Source organism: Streptomyces sp. NPDC086777 (assembly GCF_040702065.1).
Taxonomy (GTDB): domain Bacteria; phylum Actinomycetota; class Actinomycetes; order Streptomycetales; family Streptomycetaceae; genus Streptomyces.
Map to the genome: position 1 here is coordinate 97,751 of NZ_JBFBJI010000023.1, position 13,687 is coordinate 111,437.

General features: G+C 73.9%; 9 protein-coding genes. 2 read left to right on the forward strand and 7 right to left on the reverse strand.

The window, feature by feature from the left end; all coding sequences use genetic code 11:
- Positions 1-47 precede the first annotated feature (47 nt).
- A complete protein-coding gene (locus tag AB0472_RS29355; protein WP_352363163.1) occupies positions 48-254 on the reverse strand; it encodes a hypothetical protein in 207 nt (68 codons plus the stop codon).
- A 131-nt stretch (positions 255-385) separates the two neighbouring features.
- Between AB0472_RS29355 and AB0472_RS29360 the strand changes: the two genes are divergently transcribed.
- The gene (locus AB0472_RS29360) at positions 386-2,221 is read left to right on the forward strand and encodes a glycoside hydrolase family 15 protein (RefSeq protein WP_366360664.1); all 1,836 of its coding nucleotides are present in this window, start codon (positions 386-388) and stop codon (positions 2,219-2,221) included.
- 3 nt (positions 2,222-2,224) lie between these two features.
- Here AB0472_RS29360 and AB0472_RS29365 read toward each other — a convergent pair whose 3' ends face one another.
- The 5 genes from AB0472_RS29365 to AB0472_RS29385 form a co-directional block, all read right to left on the reverse strand.
- On the reverse strand, positions 2,225-4,966 hold the full coding sequence (locus AB0472_RS29365; RefSeq protein WP_366360666.1) for a SpoIIE family protein phosphatase: 2,742 nt from the start codon (positions 4,964-4,966) through the stop codon (positions 2,225-2,227).
- An 81-nt stretch (positions 4,967-5,047) separates the two neighbouring features.
- Entirely contained in the window at positions 5,048-7,543 is a 2,496-nt protein-coding gene (locus AB0472_RS29370) for a SpoIIE family protein phosphatase (protein ID WP_366360668.1), read from the reverse strand.
- 447 nt (positions 7,544-7,990) lie between these two features.
- Complete coding sequence (locus AB0472_RS29375) at positions 7,991-8,275, reverse strand: YkvA family protein (protein ID WP_366360669.1); 285 nt, start codon at positions 8,273-8,275, stop codon at positions 7,991-7,993.
- A 40-nt stretch (positions 8,276-8,315) separates the two neighbouring features.
- Positions 8,316-9,467: a hypothetical protein gene (locus AB0472_RS29380; protein WP_366360671.1), complete on the reverse strand. Its 1,152-nt coding sequence runs from the start codon at positions 9,465-9,467 to the stop codon at positions 8,316-8,318.
- A 338-nt stretch (positions 9,468-9,805) separates the two neighbouring features.
- Positions 9,806-11,170, reverse strand: coding sequence for an FAD-dependent oxidoreductase (locus tag AB0472_RS29385; RefSeq protein WP_366360673.1), 1,365 nt, complete (start codon positions 11,168-11,170; stop codon positions 9,806-9,808).
- 245 nt (positions 11,171-11,415) lie between these two features.
- On the opposite strand from AB0472_RS29385, the gene AB0472_RS29390 reads away from it, so the two are divergent.
- A complete protein-coding gene (locus AB0472_RS29390; protein ID WP_366360675.1) occupies positions 11,416-12,474 on the forward strand; it encodes an NAD-dependent epimerase/dehydratase family protein in 1,059 nt (352 codons plus the stop codon).
- 18 nt (positions 12,475-12,492) lie between these two features.
- Here the strand turns inward: AB0472_RS29390 and AB0472_RS29395 are convergent, their stop codons facing one another.
- Entirely contained in the window at positions 12,493-13,677 is a 1,185-nt protein-coding gene (locus tag AB0472_RS29395) for a C40 family peptidase (protein WP_366360753.1), read from the reverse strand.
- Positions 13,678-13,687: the final 10 nt, after the last annotated feature.

Below are 13,687 nucleotides of genomic sequence, written 5' to 3' on the forward strand. Positions count from 1 at the left end.
CGGGCCAGGCCCGTTGCGCCCCTCACCGGCCCCGCGGGTCGCCGGTGTCAGGGCAGGAGCCGCTCGACGCAGTTCGGCCCCTCGCGCTCCATCTTCTTCCTGGCCCATTCCAGTGTTTCCGGGGTGACGTCCCGGCCCGACGCCATCACCAGGTCCTCGGGCGCCACCCCGGTGCCGGGGGCGCTGTGCAGCAGGGAGTCCGGGGTGGCGCGGTCGTCGGACGGCCGGGACGCTTCGGATTCTGAGGTCGACATGGTCCCTCCTTCGCGGAGCGGGGTGCACACTCTCACGATTGCCCGCCCGGCCGCACCCCGCATCCCGGGAAGGAATTCGCCCCTTTTCGGTTGTAAGGTGACCGTACATCCGTTCCGGGGAGGCCGTCACGATGGCCGAGCAGGCGTTTTACCCGAATGCGCCCGGGAGCCCGCGCTACCTGCCGATCGCCGAGCACGGCCTGATCGGCGATCTGCGCAGCGTGGCCCTGGTCGGCAGCAACGGCACGATCGACTGGTACTGCAGCCCGTCCTTCGACGCCCCGAGCGTCTTCGCCGCGGTCCTGGACGCCGAGCGCGGCGGCTTCTTCGCGCTGGCCGCCTCGGTGCCGGCCCGGACCAAACAGTTCTACTTCCCGGACACCAACGTTCTGATCACCCGGTTCTACACCGACGAGGGGGTCGGCGAGGTCCAGGACTTCATGCCGGTGACGGGCGAGTCGGCCGAGCGCGCGCGGCACCGGCTGATCCGCCGGGTGCTGTGCGTGCGCGGCACCGTGCCCTTCCGGGTCCGGGTGGCCCCCCGCTTCAACTACGGCGCCGACCCGCACACCCTGCGCACGCTCGGTGACACCGCGCTGTTCGAGTCCGCGGACATGTCCCTGCTGCTCACCTCGACGGTGGCCCTGGAGAGCGACGGCCCGGACGCCTGTGCCGACTTCAAGCTCTCCGAGGGCGAGTCGGCGGTCTTCGCCCTCGACCAGGCAGGCGCGGACATCGCCCCCCGCGGCTGCGCCCGCGCCGAGGCCGAGCGGCAGTTCGAGACCACGGTCTGCTACTGGCGGCGCTGGCTCCACCAGTCCCGCTACCGCGGCCGCTGGCGCGAGATGGTGCACCGTTCGGCACTCACCCTGAAACTGCTCACCTACTCGCCCACGGGCGCCATCGTCGCCGCACCCACCACGAGCCTCCCCGAGCAGGTCGGCGGCGAACGCAACTGGGACTACCGCTACGTCTGGATCCGCGACGCCGCGTTCGCCGTCTACGCCCTGCTGCGGCTCGGCTTCAGCAGCGAGGCCGCGGCATTCATGAAGTTCGTGACCACCTACATCAGCCCCGGCGACGGCTTCGCCTCCGGCCCGCTGCAGATCATGTACGGCATCGACGGCCGCTCCGACCTGCCCGAACGCGAACTGACCCACCTGGAGGGCCACTGCGGCTCGGCCCCGGTCCGGGTCGGCAACGCCGCGGCCGACCAGCTCCAGCTCGACATCTACGGCGCCCTCATCGACTCGATCTACCTCTACGACAAATGGGCCGAACCCATCTCCAGCGCCCAGTGGGACGACGTCACCCGCCTGGTGGAGTGGGTCTGCGACCACTGGGACCAGCCCGACGAGGGCGTCTGGGAGACCCGCGGCGGCCGCAAGAACTTCCTGTACTCACGCCTGATGTGCTGGGTCGCCATCGAGCGGGCGATCCGCCTCGCCAACCGGCGCGGCCTCCCCGCCGACCTGCCCCGCTGGCTGCGGTCCCGCGACACCATCTACCGGTGGATCATGGACCGCGGCTGGTCCGAGCGGCGCGGCGCCTTCGTCCAGCACGAGGGCGGCGACGTCCTCGACGCGTCGCTCCTGATGATGCCCCTGGCCAAGTTCATCGCCCCGACCGACCCCAAGTGGCTGTCCACCCTGGACGCCCTCACCGAGGACCTGGTCTCCGACTCCCTCGTCTACCGCTACGACCCGCAGGCCAGCCCCGACGGCCTCCGCGGCGACGAGGGCACCTTCTCGATCTGCTCCTTCTGGTACGTGGAGGCCCTGGTGCGCGCCGGACGCGTCGACGAGGCCCGGCTCGCCTTCGAGAAGATGCTCACCTACGCCAACCATCTCGGCCTGTACGCCGAGGAAATCGGCCGCACCGGCGAGCAACAGGGCAACTTCCCGCAGGCGTTCACCCACCTCTCCCTCATCAGCGCCGCCTTCAACCTGGACCGCGCGCTGGGCTGAGGATCACGGCAGCGGCTGCTCCGCCCAGATGACCTTCCCGGCGGGCGTGTAGCGGGTGCCCCAGCGCTCGGCCATCTGCGCGACCAGGAACAGGCCCCGGCCGCCCTCGTCGGTGCTCGCCGCGTACCGCAGGTGCGGGGAGGTGGTGCTGCCGTCGGAGACCTCGCAGATCAGCGTCCGGTCGCGCAGCAGCCGTACCCCGATGGGCGCCCGGCCGTGCCGGATGGCGTTGGTGACCAGCTCGCTGAGGATCAGCTCGGTCGTGAACGACAACTCGTCGAGGTCCCAGTCCGCCAGCTGGCGGGTGACCCTGGACCGCACGTCCGAGACGGCCGCCGGATCGGCCGGCACCTGCCACTCCGCGATCCGGTCCGCCCCGAGCGCCCGGGTCCTGGCGACGATCAGCGCCACGTCGTCGCTGGGGCGGGCCGGCAGCCGCTCCAGAACGGCCGCACAGGTCTCCTCCGGGGTGTCGCCGGCCGCCGACTCCAGCGCGCCCGCCAGCAGGTCCAGCCCCTCGTCGATGTCCCGCTGCCGGTCCTCCACCAGCCCGTCGGTGTACAGGACCAGGCTGCTGCCCGGCGCCAGCTCCAGCTCGGCCGTCTCGAAGGGCAGCCCGCCCAGACCCAGCGGGGGGCCGGCCGGCACGTCCGCGAACTCCACAGTGCCGTCCGGCCTGACCAGCGCCGGCGGCGGATGACCGGCGCGGGCCACCGTGCAGCGCCGGGACACCGGGTCGTAGATCGCGTACAGGCAGGTCGCGCCGGTGATCGTGGCCGCGGCGTCCGCGTCGTCCTCGGGAGTCTCGTCCTGGTCGATGCGGCCCACCAGCTCGTCCAGCAGGCCCAGCAGCTCGTCCGGCTGCAGGTCCAGCGCCGTGAAGTTGTGCACGGCGGTGCGCAGCCGCCCCATGGTCGCCGCCGCGTGCAGCCCGTGCCCCACCACGTCCCCGACCACCAGCGCCACCCGGGCCCCGGACAGCGGCAGCACGTCGAACCAGTCGCCGCCCACGCCCGACTGGGCTGGCAGGTAGCGGTAGGCGATGTCCAGGGCGCTCTGCGCGGGCAGGCTGCGCGGCAGCAGACTGCGCTGCAGGGTGACCGCCATGCTGTGCTCGCGCGTGTAGCGGCGGGCGTTGTCGATGGAGACGGCGGCGCGGGCCACCAGCTCCTCGGCGAGCGCCAGTTCCTCGGTGTCGAACGGGGCGGGCTTCTCCGCGCGGCAGAAGTTGGCCAGGCCCAGCACCATGTTCCCGGCCCGCAGCGGCACCGTGATCAGCGAGTGGATGCCGAACTCCAGGATCCGGCCGGTCAGCTCCACGTCCTGGGCCCGCCAGCCGGGCGCCTCCCGCAGCCGCGGCTCGACGACCGACTCGCCGGTCTCCAGACTGCGGCCCTGCGGCGAGGACGGCACGAACTGGAACCTCTCGCCGACCGGGTACAGCGGGGCGTCCTTGCGGATGCCGCTGCACGCCACCCGCCGCAGCGCGTCCCCGGGCTTGGGTTCCTCGCCCTTGAGGACCGCCTCGTACAGGTCGACGGAGGCGTAGTCCGCGAACCGCGGCACGGCCAGCTCCGCGAGCTCCTCGGCGGTCCGGCTGACGTCCAGGCTGGTGCCGATGCCCACCCCGGCGTCGTACAGCATGTTCAGGCGCTCGCGGGCCACCTCGGCGCGGCCGGAGAGGGCCCGCAGCTCTGTGGAGTCGCGCAGGGTGACGACGCTGCCGGGCGGTCCGCCGCGCACCTCGATGGGGCGCTGGTTGACGGCCAGCAGCCGGTCCTTGACCAGGTGCACCTCGTCGGTGGCGACCCGTCCGGAGGCGATCAGCGTCGCCGTCTCCGGGTCCAGGCCGAGGTCCGGGACCCGGCGGCGCTCGGCGTCCGCCGGCAGGTCCAGCAGGCGCTGCGCCTCGTCGTTGGCGAGCATGAGCCGGCCGTCGCCGCCGACGATCAGCACACCCTCGCGCACCGAGTGCAGCACCGCGTCGTGGTGCTCGTACATCCGGGTCATCTCGTCCGGGCCCAGACCGTGCGTCTGGCGCAGCAGCCGCCGGCTGACCAGCGCGGTGCCCGCCGTCGCCACGGCAAGCGCCGCCGCGGCCGCGGTCAGCAGCAGCGGCAGCTGCTGGTCGGCGGTGCCGCCCACGTGCGCGGTGGTGATGCCGGCCGACACCAGGCCCACCACCGTGCCGTCCGTGTCCCGGACCGGGACCACGGCCTGCACCAGCTCCCCGATGGTGCCGTGCACCTCCTCGGTGACCGTCCCGCCGGCCAGCGCGGGCCCGATGGTCCCGACGAACTTCTTGCCGATACGGTCCGGCTTGGGGTGTGTGTACCGGATCCCGTCGGTGTTCATGACCACGATGAAGTCCACGCCCGTCGCCTTGCGGGCCGCCTCCGCCCGCGGCTGGAGCACCGTCGTCGGGTCGGGCAGCCGCAGGGCGGCCGCCGTGCCGGGGGCGTCGGCGAAGGTCTGGGCGACGGCCAGGGACCGGTTGCGGGCCTCCATGCTGCTGTCGCGCTCCACCTGGAGCACCAGCGCCAGCACGGCCGAGACGACCAGCAGCAGCACGATCGCCACCTGCAGCACGAACACCTGCCAGGCCACGCTGCGGCCGCTCAGCGCCGACCACAGCCGTCCGGACCGGATACGTCCCGGCCCGCTCGGCTCCCGCTGGGCGAGCGGCGCGCGCGGAGTCCCGGATCGGGACGGCCGAGTGTCGGACCGGCCGGGCTGACGGACCATGAGCCCATGTCTACACTGCCGGGCCGCGCGAGGCGAGAGCGTCCCCCGGGGTAACCGGGCCGATACCCCGTTCTGTCCCGGTCACCCCCGGTCTGCGGCCCCCGGACGGCGGGTGGCGAGCAGCAGCGCCACGTCGTCGGGACGGTCGGTGGCGTGCCGGGCCATGGCGGTGAGCCGGTCGGCCACCCCGGTGAGGGTACGGGCGCCGCGCCGCCCCGGCGCCGCCCCGGCCTCGGACAGGGCCGCACCCAGCGCCGCGATGCCGTCGTCGATGTCGGCGCCGGGCCGCTCCACGAGACCGTCCGTGTACAGGGCGAGGATCGCGTCCGGCGCCAGCTCCAGCTCGGTCACCGGGTACCGGGCCCGCGGGTCCACGCCCAGCACGACACCACCGGGGATCTCCAGGACCCGGGTGCTGCCGTCCGGGGCCCGCAGCAGGGGCGGCGGATGACCCGCCCGGGCGATCCGCGCGCGCCCGGTGGCGGGGTCCAGACGCAGGTAGCAGCAGCTCGCGAACTGGCCCGGGTCGAGGTCGATGAGCAGCCGGTTGGTGCCGCTGAGCACCTCGTCGGGCGGCCGGTCGCTGAGCGCGAACGCCCGGACCGCGCTGCGTAGTTGTCCCATGGTGGCGGCCGCCTGCACGCCGTGCCCCTGGACGTCGCCGATGACCAGCGCGAGGCCGTCGCCCGCACCGACCACGTCGTACCAGTCGCCGCCCACGTCCATGCCCTGGGTGCCCGGCAGGTACCGTCCCGCGGTCTCCACCCGCGGGTGCTCCGACAGCCGGCGGGGCAGCAGCGCCTGCTGGAGACCGCGGGCCAGCGCGGCCTCGCTGTCGTAGCGCCGGGCCTTCTCCATCGCGTGCGCGATCAGGCCCGCGAGCGCCATGAGGACGGTGCGCTCCTCGGTGCCGAAACTCCGCTCGGACTCGAAGCCGAGGATGCAGGTGCCGACCGGGCGTCCCGAGGCGATCAGCGGCAGGAAGGCGCGGGAGCCCACCTCGGCGTCCAGCGCGAGACCCGGGTAGGTGTCCGCCAGCCGCCGCATCGACTCGAAGAACAGCGGCCGGCCGGTGGTGAGGGCCTCCACGCCGGGGATGTGGGCGTCCAGACCCATGCCGTCGAACGGCGCGAGGAAGCCCGGCGGGAAGCCCGTCTCCCAGGCCAGGTAGAAGTGCCGGTCCTGGAGCAGGTAGATGGCCAGCCGGCGGCCGCCGAACGCGGGCAGCAGCTCCTGCATCACCACCGCGGACACCTGCCGGGCGGTCACCGCGTCGGTCAGCGCGATCGCCAGGGCGATCGGCCGGTACAGCGGGGTCATCGAGGAGCCGCCGGACCGCCCGAGCGCGCCCGGCCCGGCCACGGGGGACAGGTGCACGGGCGGGTCGATCCGGCTGGCCGGGACGACCGTGCAGGTGACCAGGTCGGAGCCCGGATGCACCGACAGGGCGAGGAAGTCGCCCGCCACGGCGTCGCCGCGCCGGACCTGGAAGTGCACCGGACCGCGGGCGAGCAGCGCCCCGCGCCAGTGGTCGTCGTACGACGGCCCGGTCAGCCACGGCATCGCCTCCCACAGGGGCCGGCCGAGCAGCTCGTCGCGGGGCCGCCCGGCAAGCCGGACGACCGCCGGGTTGGCGTAGCGGACGATCCCGGAGCGGTCCAGGCAGAAGACGCCCTCGGGGAGCAGGTCGGCCGCTCCGTCGGCGGCGGCGGACGGGCCCGGGTCGACGACGATCCCGGAGACCAGCGACGGGTCGGCTTCGCCGGACGGCGGCCACAGCTCCAGCAGGAGCGGGGCGCCGTCCGCGGCACGCACCCGCAGGGGGGCGTACGGCGGCTTGCCGGCCGCGGTCTCCTGCAGCGCGGTGAGTACGTCGTCGGCGTCGGCGGGCGTCACGGCCACCGCCAGCTCGGCGCCGGTGCCGGGGAAGTCCTGCGGCGCCCTGCCGAGCAGGGCGTGCAGCCGGTCGTCGGCGTGCACCGCCGAGGTGACCGGGTCCCAGGTGAAACGGCCCACCCGGGCCGGCCCGGGCCGGGGCGCGGGCGGCCGGACGCACACCGGCTCGCCCTCCCAGGCGACCGCCGCGTCCCCCTCCTCGGCCACCAGCTCGCGCAGCCCGGCACCGAGCCGCTCGGCCAGTCGGCTCAGCCGGTCCAGGTCCGGCAGTTCGTCCACGGTGTCCGCGGTACCGGGGAGCAGCACGGTGAGCACGCCGAAGGACGGCTCCGCCCCCGGCACGGGTGTGTACACCGAACCGAACTGGAACGGCAGGCCTGCCGCGAACTGCGGATAGCGGCGCACCGTCTCCGTCGCGTTGGGCAGAATCACCCGCGTCCCGAGCCGGTAGGCGTCCGCGACCGGGAACGGCCGGTCCATGTGCAGCCGCCACCAGGGTCTGAACAGCGGGCCGGGGAGTCCCACCAGCGTGGCCAGCCGGAGCAGTCCGGGGGCGCCGGAGCGCAGGTACACCCCGGCGACGTGGGCGTCCGCCGCGCCGAGGGCGCCGGTCGAGGCCTCGACCAGCAGCGCGGTCAGCCGCTCACGCGCCCGGCCCACGTGCTCGTCGCTCCCAGTCATCGGGTCCTACCTCGTCCGCGCACCGCCGGGTGGGTGACACAGCAAGAATGCGTCACGACGACCCGGACACGCACCCCCGGGAGCCGGACCGGGCGGCGGCCCCGGCCGGCTCGGCGCCCGTCCGCCGGCCGCGGCACCGGACGACCGTCCTCCCGAACGGCCGCCACGGCGAACGGGAGGGCGTCCGCATCCGGGCCCATCGGCGAACGGGAGGGCGTCCGCATCCGGCCACATCGGTACGCCCACGGGGTGCACGCCCCGCAGGCCGAGCCGCGGGCCCTCGCGAGCCGTACCGCCCCGGCGGAGCTCCGGGTGCGCTCCGCGAGCGGACCCGGGTCCACGGAGCCCCCGCTCTCCGGCCCGGCGATGTACTCGGCACGGGCCAGGCCCGTCGCGGCCCGCCGCGGCCGTCCCGGTGACCACGAAGCTCGCGGTCCGGCCGGCCGGTCAGAGTTTTGGCTCCTCCGTGGGCGGCAGGGCCGCGCGCATCGAGCGCAGGGCCAGCAGCAGGACGCCGATGTCGTCCAGGTAGATCGGGTCGGGCAGCAGGTCGGTGGGGAGCACCAGATACAGGACGGCGCCCCAGAACACCCAGCGCGAGCCGGTCGGCAGCCCGGCCCGGCGCAGGGTGCGCCGGGTGCGGACCAGCCGTACGAGCACGGCGACGGCGCCTGCCAGCAGGGCCGCGGCGACGATCGCGCAGATCACGAGCACGGTCGTGGTGGTGTCCATGGCTGTCCTGTCGTCCCGCCCCGATCCGGCCCGGGGTCTCTCACTGGTCCGTCTTCCCGGTTTCGTCCCCGGGCATGGCCACCGGTCCTGCACTGTCCTTCGGAGCCCGCAGTCCCTTGAAGGCGCGGGTCAACTGCTGGAAAGGGGAGGCGGGTTGGGGCGCCGGTGCGGCCGGGGCGGGGGTGTCGCGGAGGGCGGCGAGCGCCTCGTCGGCCCGCTCGGCGGCCTCCCGGTACAGGTCGCGGGACCTGGTCATGGCCTCCAGCGCCTCGGCGTACTGCGCGACGCGCTTGCGCTCGCGCGCCAGCTCCTCCTCCAGCGTCATCAGGGTCCAGTTGTCCCGCAGGTCGGCCAGTGCCTCCTCGGCGCCCCGCGGCGCGGGCTTCGGCAGCGCGGCGAACCGGCGTACGGCCGCGATCAGTTCGGTGGGCTCCGAGCCGTCCAGGAAGACGCTGCGCACCGCGTACTCCTGCGCGTCGTAGTCCGACGGCGCCGGGTCCGGGGGCAGCAGCACGGCGCCGCCGCGCGGGACCTCGACCCCGAGGTCGCGCAGCGCCCAGTTGACGGCACGGAACTGCTGGGGCGCGGCCCGGTGTTCCACGACGCGGTGCGCGAGTCCGGGCGGCAGCTGCCGGACCAGCGGCAGCCGGCCGAGCGCGTCGGGGGTCATCGCCTCGTGCACGACGAGGTTGACGCACCAGGCGTCCTTCGCCGCGTCCCGCAGTACCCGGCGCATGTCCTTGTCGTCGGCGGGCAGCGGGTTGACCGTGCGGAGCCTGACGCCCGCCACCGCCGGGTGGTAGTCCCAGGCGGCCTCGCCGCCGTCGCCGGCCTCCTCGCCCTCGGGCCAGAACAGCACCGCGGGGGAGGGCCAGGCCTCGTCCCAGGGCCGGTCGGCCTCGGCGACGAGCTGCCACTCCCGCCCCGCCTGCCGGCCCTGCGGGTCGACGGTGAGGGTCAGCCGGGCGCGCACCGTCACGGCGCCGTCGTCGACGCGCCCGCGGGCCTCGAAGACGTGTCGGGAGGGGTCCTCGGGGACGGGGGGTTCCGCGAAGTCGTCGAGGACGCCGGTCTCCTTGCGGCTGCGCAGGATCCTGCGGATCACCTCCTCGGAGTCCGGACCCGTGTGACGGCCGCGGGCGGCCCAGACGGTCGGCGGAAGGACGGCACGGTCGGTGGCGGAGTTCGACATGGGCCAATCTGCTGATGGGAGAGGAGTGCGTCCTCCAGTATCACCGCCCGGGAGCGCGTCTCATAGGGCGGGGGCCGCCCGCGTACGGCGAGTGCGCCCCGCACCCGGGGTGTGAACCGAGTGCGCCATACGACGCCGGTTCACCCGTGCCCTTGATCCGCCCGGCCTCGGAGAATGGTGCCGGGAACGGGGCCCGCCCGACCATCCGCCAGGGGCGGGTCCCGTTCCCGCCGCGGAAAGGCGCGGCGGGCGGGCACGGGAAAGGCGCGGCGGACAGGCACGGGAAAGGGGCCGACGGCAGTGCGTCGGCCCCCTCTCACCTGTCACGTACCGGTGCCTCAGGCACCACTCTCGCGGAGCATGTCCTCGCGCTCGACCAGCTTGACGCGCTCGCGGCCCTGCGGCTCGCCCAGCGCCTTCTCGGCGGCGTCCAGCCGGTACCAGCCCTCCCAGGTGGTGAAGCGGACGCTGCGCTCGGCGAGGAAGGCCTCCACGGCCTCCGGCGCGGGTGCCTCGGGGGTGTGCAGGCGGCCGTTGGCGTAGTCGTCCAGCAGGTTGGACACCGTCTCGTTGGCGTCGCCCTTGGTGTGGCCGATGAGGCCGACCGGACCGCGCCGGATCCAGCCGGTGACGTACGCCGACTGGAGGTGGCCGCCGCTCTCCTCCACGACCCGGCCGCCCTCGTCCGGGACGGTGCCCGACTCGATGTCCCAGGGCAGCTTGGGCAGCTTGTCGGAGAGGTAGCCGACGGCCCGGTAGACGGCGCCGAGGTCCCAGTCCTTGAACTCACCGGTGCCCTTGACGTTGCCGGTGCCGTCGAGGGCGGTGCGCTCGGTGCGCAGGCCGGTGACCTTGCCGTCCTCGCCGAGGATCTCCACCGGGGACTCGAAGAAGTGCAGGAAGAGCTTGTGCGGGCGGTCGCCGACGTCGCGGATCGCCCAGTTCTCCAGGGTCTTGGCGACCATGTCGGCCTGCTTGTTGCCGCGCCGGGTCTCGATCGAGCCCGCGTCGTAGTCGATGTCCTCGGGGTCGACGATGACCTCGATGTTGGGGGAGTGGTCCAGCTCCCGCAGCTCCATGGGGGAGAACTTCGCCTGCGCCGGGCCGCGGCGGCCGAAGACGTGCACTTCGAGAGCCTTGTTGGCCTTCAGGCCCTCGTGGACGTTCGGCGGGATCTCGGTCGGGAGCAGCTCGTCGGCGGTCTTGGCGAGGATGCGGGCCACGTCCAGGGCCACGTTGCCGACGCCGAGGACCGCGACCTTCTCTGCCTCCAGCGGCCAGGTGCGCGGCACGTCCGGGTGGCCGTCGTACCAGGAGACGAAGTCGGCGGCGCCGTAGGAGCCGTCCAGCTCGATGCCGGGTATCCGCAGCTCGCGGTCGGCGGTGGCACCGGTCGAGAAGATCACCGCGTCGTAGAACGTGCGCAGGTCGTCGAGGCTGATGTCGGTGGGGTAGTCCACGTTGCCGAAGAGGCGGATCTGCGGCTTGTCGAGCACCTGGTGCAGGGCCGTGATGATGCCCTTGATGCGCGGGTGGTCGGGCGCGACGCCGTAGCGGATCAGGCCGAACGGGGCGGGCATCCGCTCGAAGAGGTCGATGGACACGCCGGGCTCGGCGGCCACCGTGGACTTGAGCAGGGCGTCGGCGGCGTAGATCCCGGCGGGGCCGGCTCCGACGATGGCTACCCGCAGGGGGCGCGGCATGATCAGGTTCCCTTCGAGTGAGGACAATCGATCTCGAACGGGAAGCCTAAACTAAGGCAGTCCTAAGTTGGTACGCGGGTCCGCCCTATGACGTCATAAGCCGATCTTATGACGTGTATCGGGTCCGGCTTATCGCCTCCGGGGGTCGCGCCGGCCCCCGGTGCTTGGCGGGCGCACGTCACATGCACCACCCTGTCCTCTGCGGCCCACCGAGGCGCGGTGGCCGGAGGGCGAGGGGTGAGAGCGTGGCAGCACGCGGGGAGACGGCCGTCGCGGTGACCGGCGGCAGCGGATTCGTCGGGAGCCATCTGGTACGGCGGCTGCTGGAGCGCGGGTACCGGGTCCGTGCGACCGTCCGCCGCGCCTCCGACGCGGCGAAGGTACGGCCCCTGTGGGAGCTCCAGGAGGCCTTCCCCGGCCGGCTCGAGCTGTTCGAGGCCGACCTGCTCCGGGACGGTTCCTTCGACGAGGCGTTCCGCGGCTGCGCGACCGTCTTCCACGTGGCCTCGCCGTTCCTGATGCCGGAACGGATCAGGGACGGCCAACGGGACGTGGTGGACCCGGCGCTGCTCGGCACCCGCAACGTGCTCTCCGGCGTGGAGCGCACGCCGGAGGTCGAGACCCTGGTCCTCACCTCCACCGTGGGCGCGATCTTCGGCGACTACGCCGACGTCCGCGAGATGGCCGGCGAGGTGCTGACCGAGAACTACTTCAACACCACCAGCACCGTGGCGAACAACCCCTACCACTACGCCAAGACGGTCGCCGAGCGCGCCGCCCGGGACGCCGAGGCCGCCCAGGACCGCTGGCGCCTGGTCGCGATCAACCCCGGCCTGATCCTCGGCCCGTCCCTCACGCCCGCCTCCGAGTCCGGCAGCCTCTTCCTGCTCGACGAGCTGTTCAAGGGGTACTTCTGCTATGGCGCCCCGGACTTCAGCTTCACCACCGCGGACGTCCGCGACGTGGCCGACGCGCACGTCGCGGCCGCGGAGAACCCGGCGGCCAGGGGCCGTTACATCGTCGCCAACGAGACGATGACGTCCTTCCACGAGATGTCCCGGATCATCCGCACCCGCCACCCCTGGGACCCGCGCCTGCCGCGCACCGCGCTCCCGCACGCACCGGTACGCGTCCTGGGCCCGCTGTTCGGCCTCACCCAGGACTACATACGCAAGCACCTCGGCATCCGCTTCCGCGTCGACAACGGCCGCAGCGTCCGCGAACTGGGCCTTGCCTACCGGCCCGTGGAGCAGACCCTCCTGGACCACCACGAGAGCTGGCGCACCCGGCGGCGGAGGGCCTGAGCCCGACGGACGCCAAGGTCAGGCCGGGCGGATCACCCGGTGGATCGCCGACTCCCCGGCGGTGTAGATCGACTCCTCGCGGATGACCGCCCCGGGGCTCGGCGCGTGCACCATCGTGCCGCCGCCCGCGTAGATCCCCACGTGGCTGTCGTCGTCGAAGAAGAAGACCAGGTCACCCGGCTCGACGGCGGCCAGTGTGACCGGAGTGCCGGCCAGCGTCTGCTCCGGCGCGGTACGCGGCAGCGTGACGCCGGCCGCGCGCCAGGCGGCCTGGATCAGGCCGGAGGCGTCGTACGCCCCCGGCCCGGTGGCTCCCCAGACACACGGCCGGCCGATCTGCTCCCGTGCGAACGCGAGGGCCTTCATCGCCTTGCCCGGCTCCGCCGGGACGCCCCGCTGGAGGAAGGCGGCGGGGTCGGCGTAGCCGCCGGGCGCGGGCGTGGCCGCCGTGGCCACCGCGGCGGGGACCTGCGCGGCCGCGGTCGGCAGCGGGGTGGTCGGGAGCGGGGCGGTGACGACCGGGGCGGGCGCGGCAGCCGTCATCGCCTCCGGCGGGGCGGTCATGACCGTCGGCACGGCGGCCGTCGGCGGTGCCGGGGGCGCTGTCATGGGGGCCGCCATCTGCGCCGCCATGGGGGCGGCCACAGGTGCCGCCATCGGCGTGGGCACCGGGGCGGGGACCGCCATGGCGGGCGCGACCGTCGCGGTCGGCATGGCCATCGTGGCAGCGTAGGCGTACGCGCCGTCGGTGGACTGCATGCCCGCCGGGTAGGCGGCGGCGGGGGCCGCGGCGTAGGGGGCGGCCTGCGGCATGGCGGCCATGGGCGCGGCAGGGGCGGCGGGGGCCGCCGTGGGGTACATGCCGGTGCCGTAGGCGGTGTCGGTGCCGACCGGCGGAACGTCGGTGTACGCGGCGGCCGCGTTCGGCGACATGATCCGGAAACCGCCGGGGTCCATCGGGCCGGGGACGGGGACGGGGACGGAGACGGCGGGCGCCGCGGCCGGGAAGGCGCCGCCGCTCATCATGGCGTCGGCCGTCGGGAAGGCGCCTGCGCTCATCGCAGGGTTGGCCGTCGGGAAGGCGCCGGCGCTCATCATGGGGTCGGCCGTCGGGAAGACGCCTGCGCTCATCGCAGGGTTGGCCGTCGGGAAGGCGCCGGCGCTCATCATGGGGTCGGCCGTCGGGAAGACGCCTGCGCTCATCGCAGGGTTG

Excerpts from the sequence above, each read along its gene's own strand:
- AB0472_RS29355 (WP_352363163.1), bottom strand. The coding sequence starts at position 254 with ATGTCGACCTCAGAATCCGAAGCGTCCCGGCCGTCCGACGACCGCGCC.
- AB0472_RS29360 (WP_366360664.1), top strand. The coding sequence starts at position 386 with ATGGCCGAGCAGGCGTTTTACCCGAATGCGCCCGGGAGCCCGCGCTAC.
- AB0472_RS29365 (WP_366360666.1), bottom strand. The coding sequence starts at position 4,966 with ATGGTCCGTCAGCCCGGCCGGTCCGACACTCGGCCGTCCCGATCCGGG.
- AB0472_RS29370 (WP_366360668.1), bottom strand. The coding sequence starts at position 7,543 with ATGACTGGGAGCGACGAGCACGTGGGCCGGGCGCGTGAGCGGCTGACC.
- AB0472_RS29375 (WP_366360669.1), bottom strand. The coding sequence starts at position 8,275 with ATGGACACCACCACGACCGTGCTCGTGATCTGCGCGATCGTCGCCGCG.
- AB0472_RS29380 (WP_366360671.1), bottom strand. The coding sequence starts at position 9,467 with ATGTCGAACTCCGCCACCGACCGTGCCGTCCTTCCGCCGACCGTCTGG.
- AB0472_RS29385 (WP_366360673.1), bottom strand. The coding sequence starts at position 11,170 with ATGCCGCGCCCCCTGCGGGTAGCCATCGTCGGAGCCGGCCCCGCCGGG.
- AB0472_RS29395 (WP_366360753.1), bottom strand. The coding sequence starts at position 13,677 with ATGAGCGCAGGCGTCTTCCCGACGGCCGACCCCATGATGAGCGCCGGC.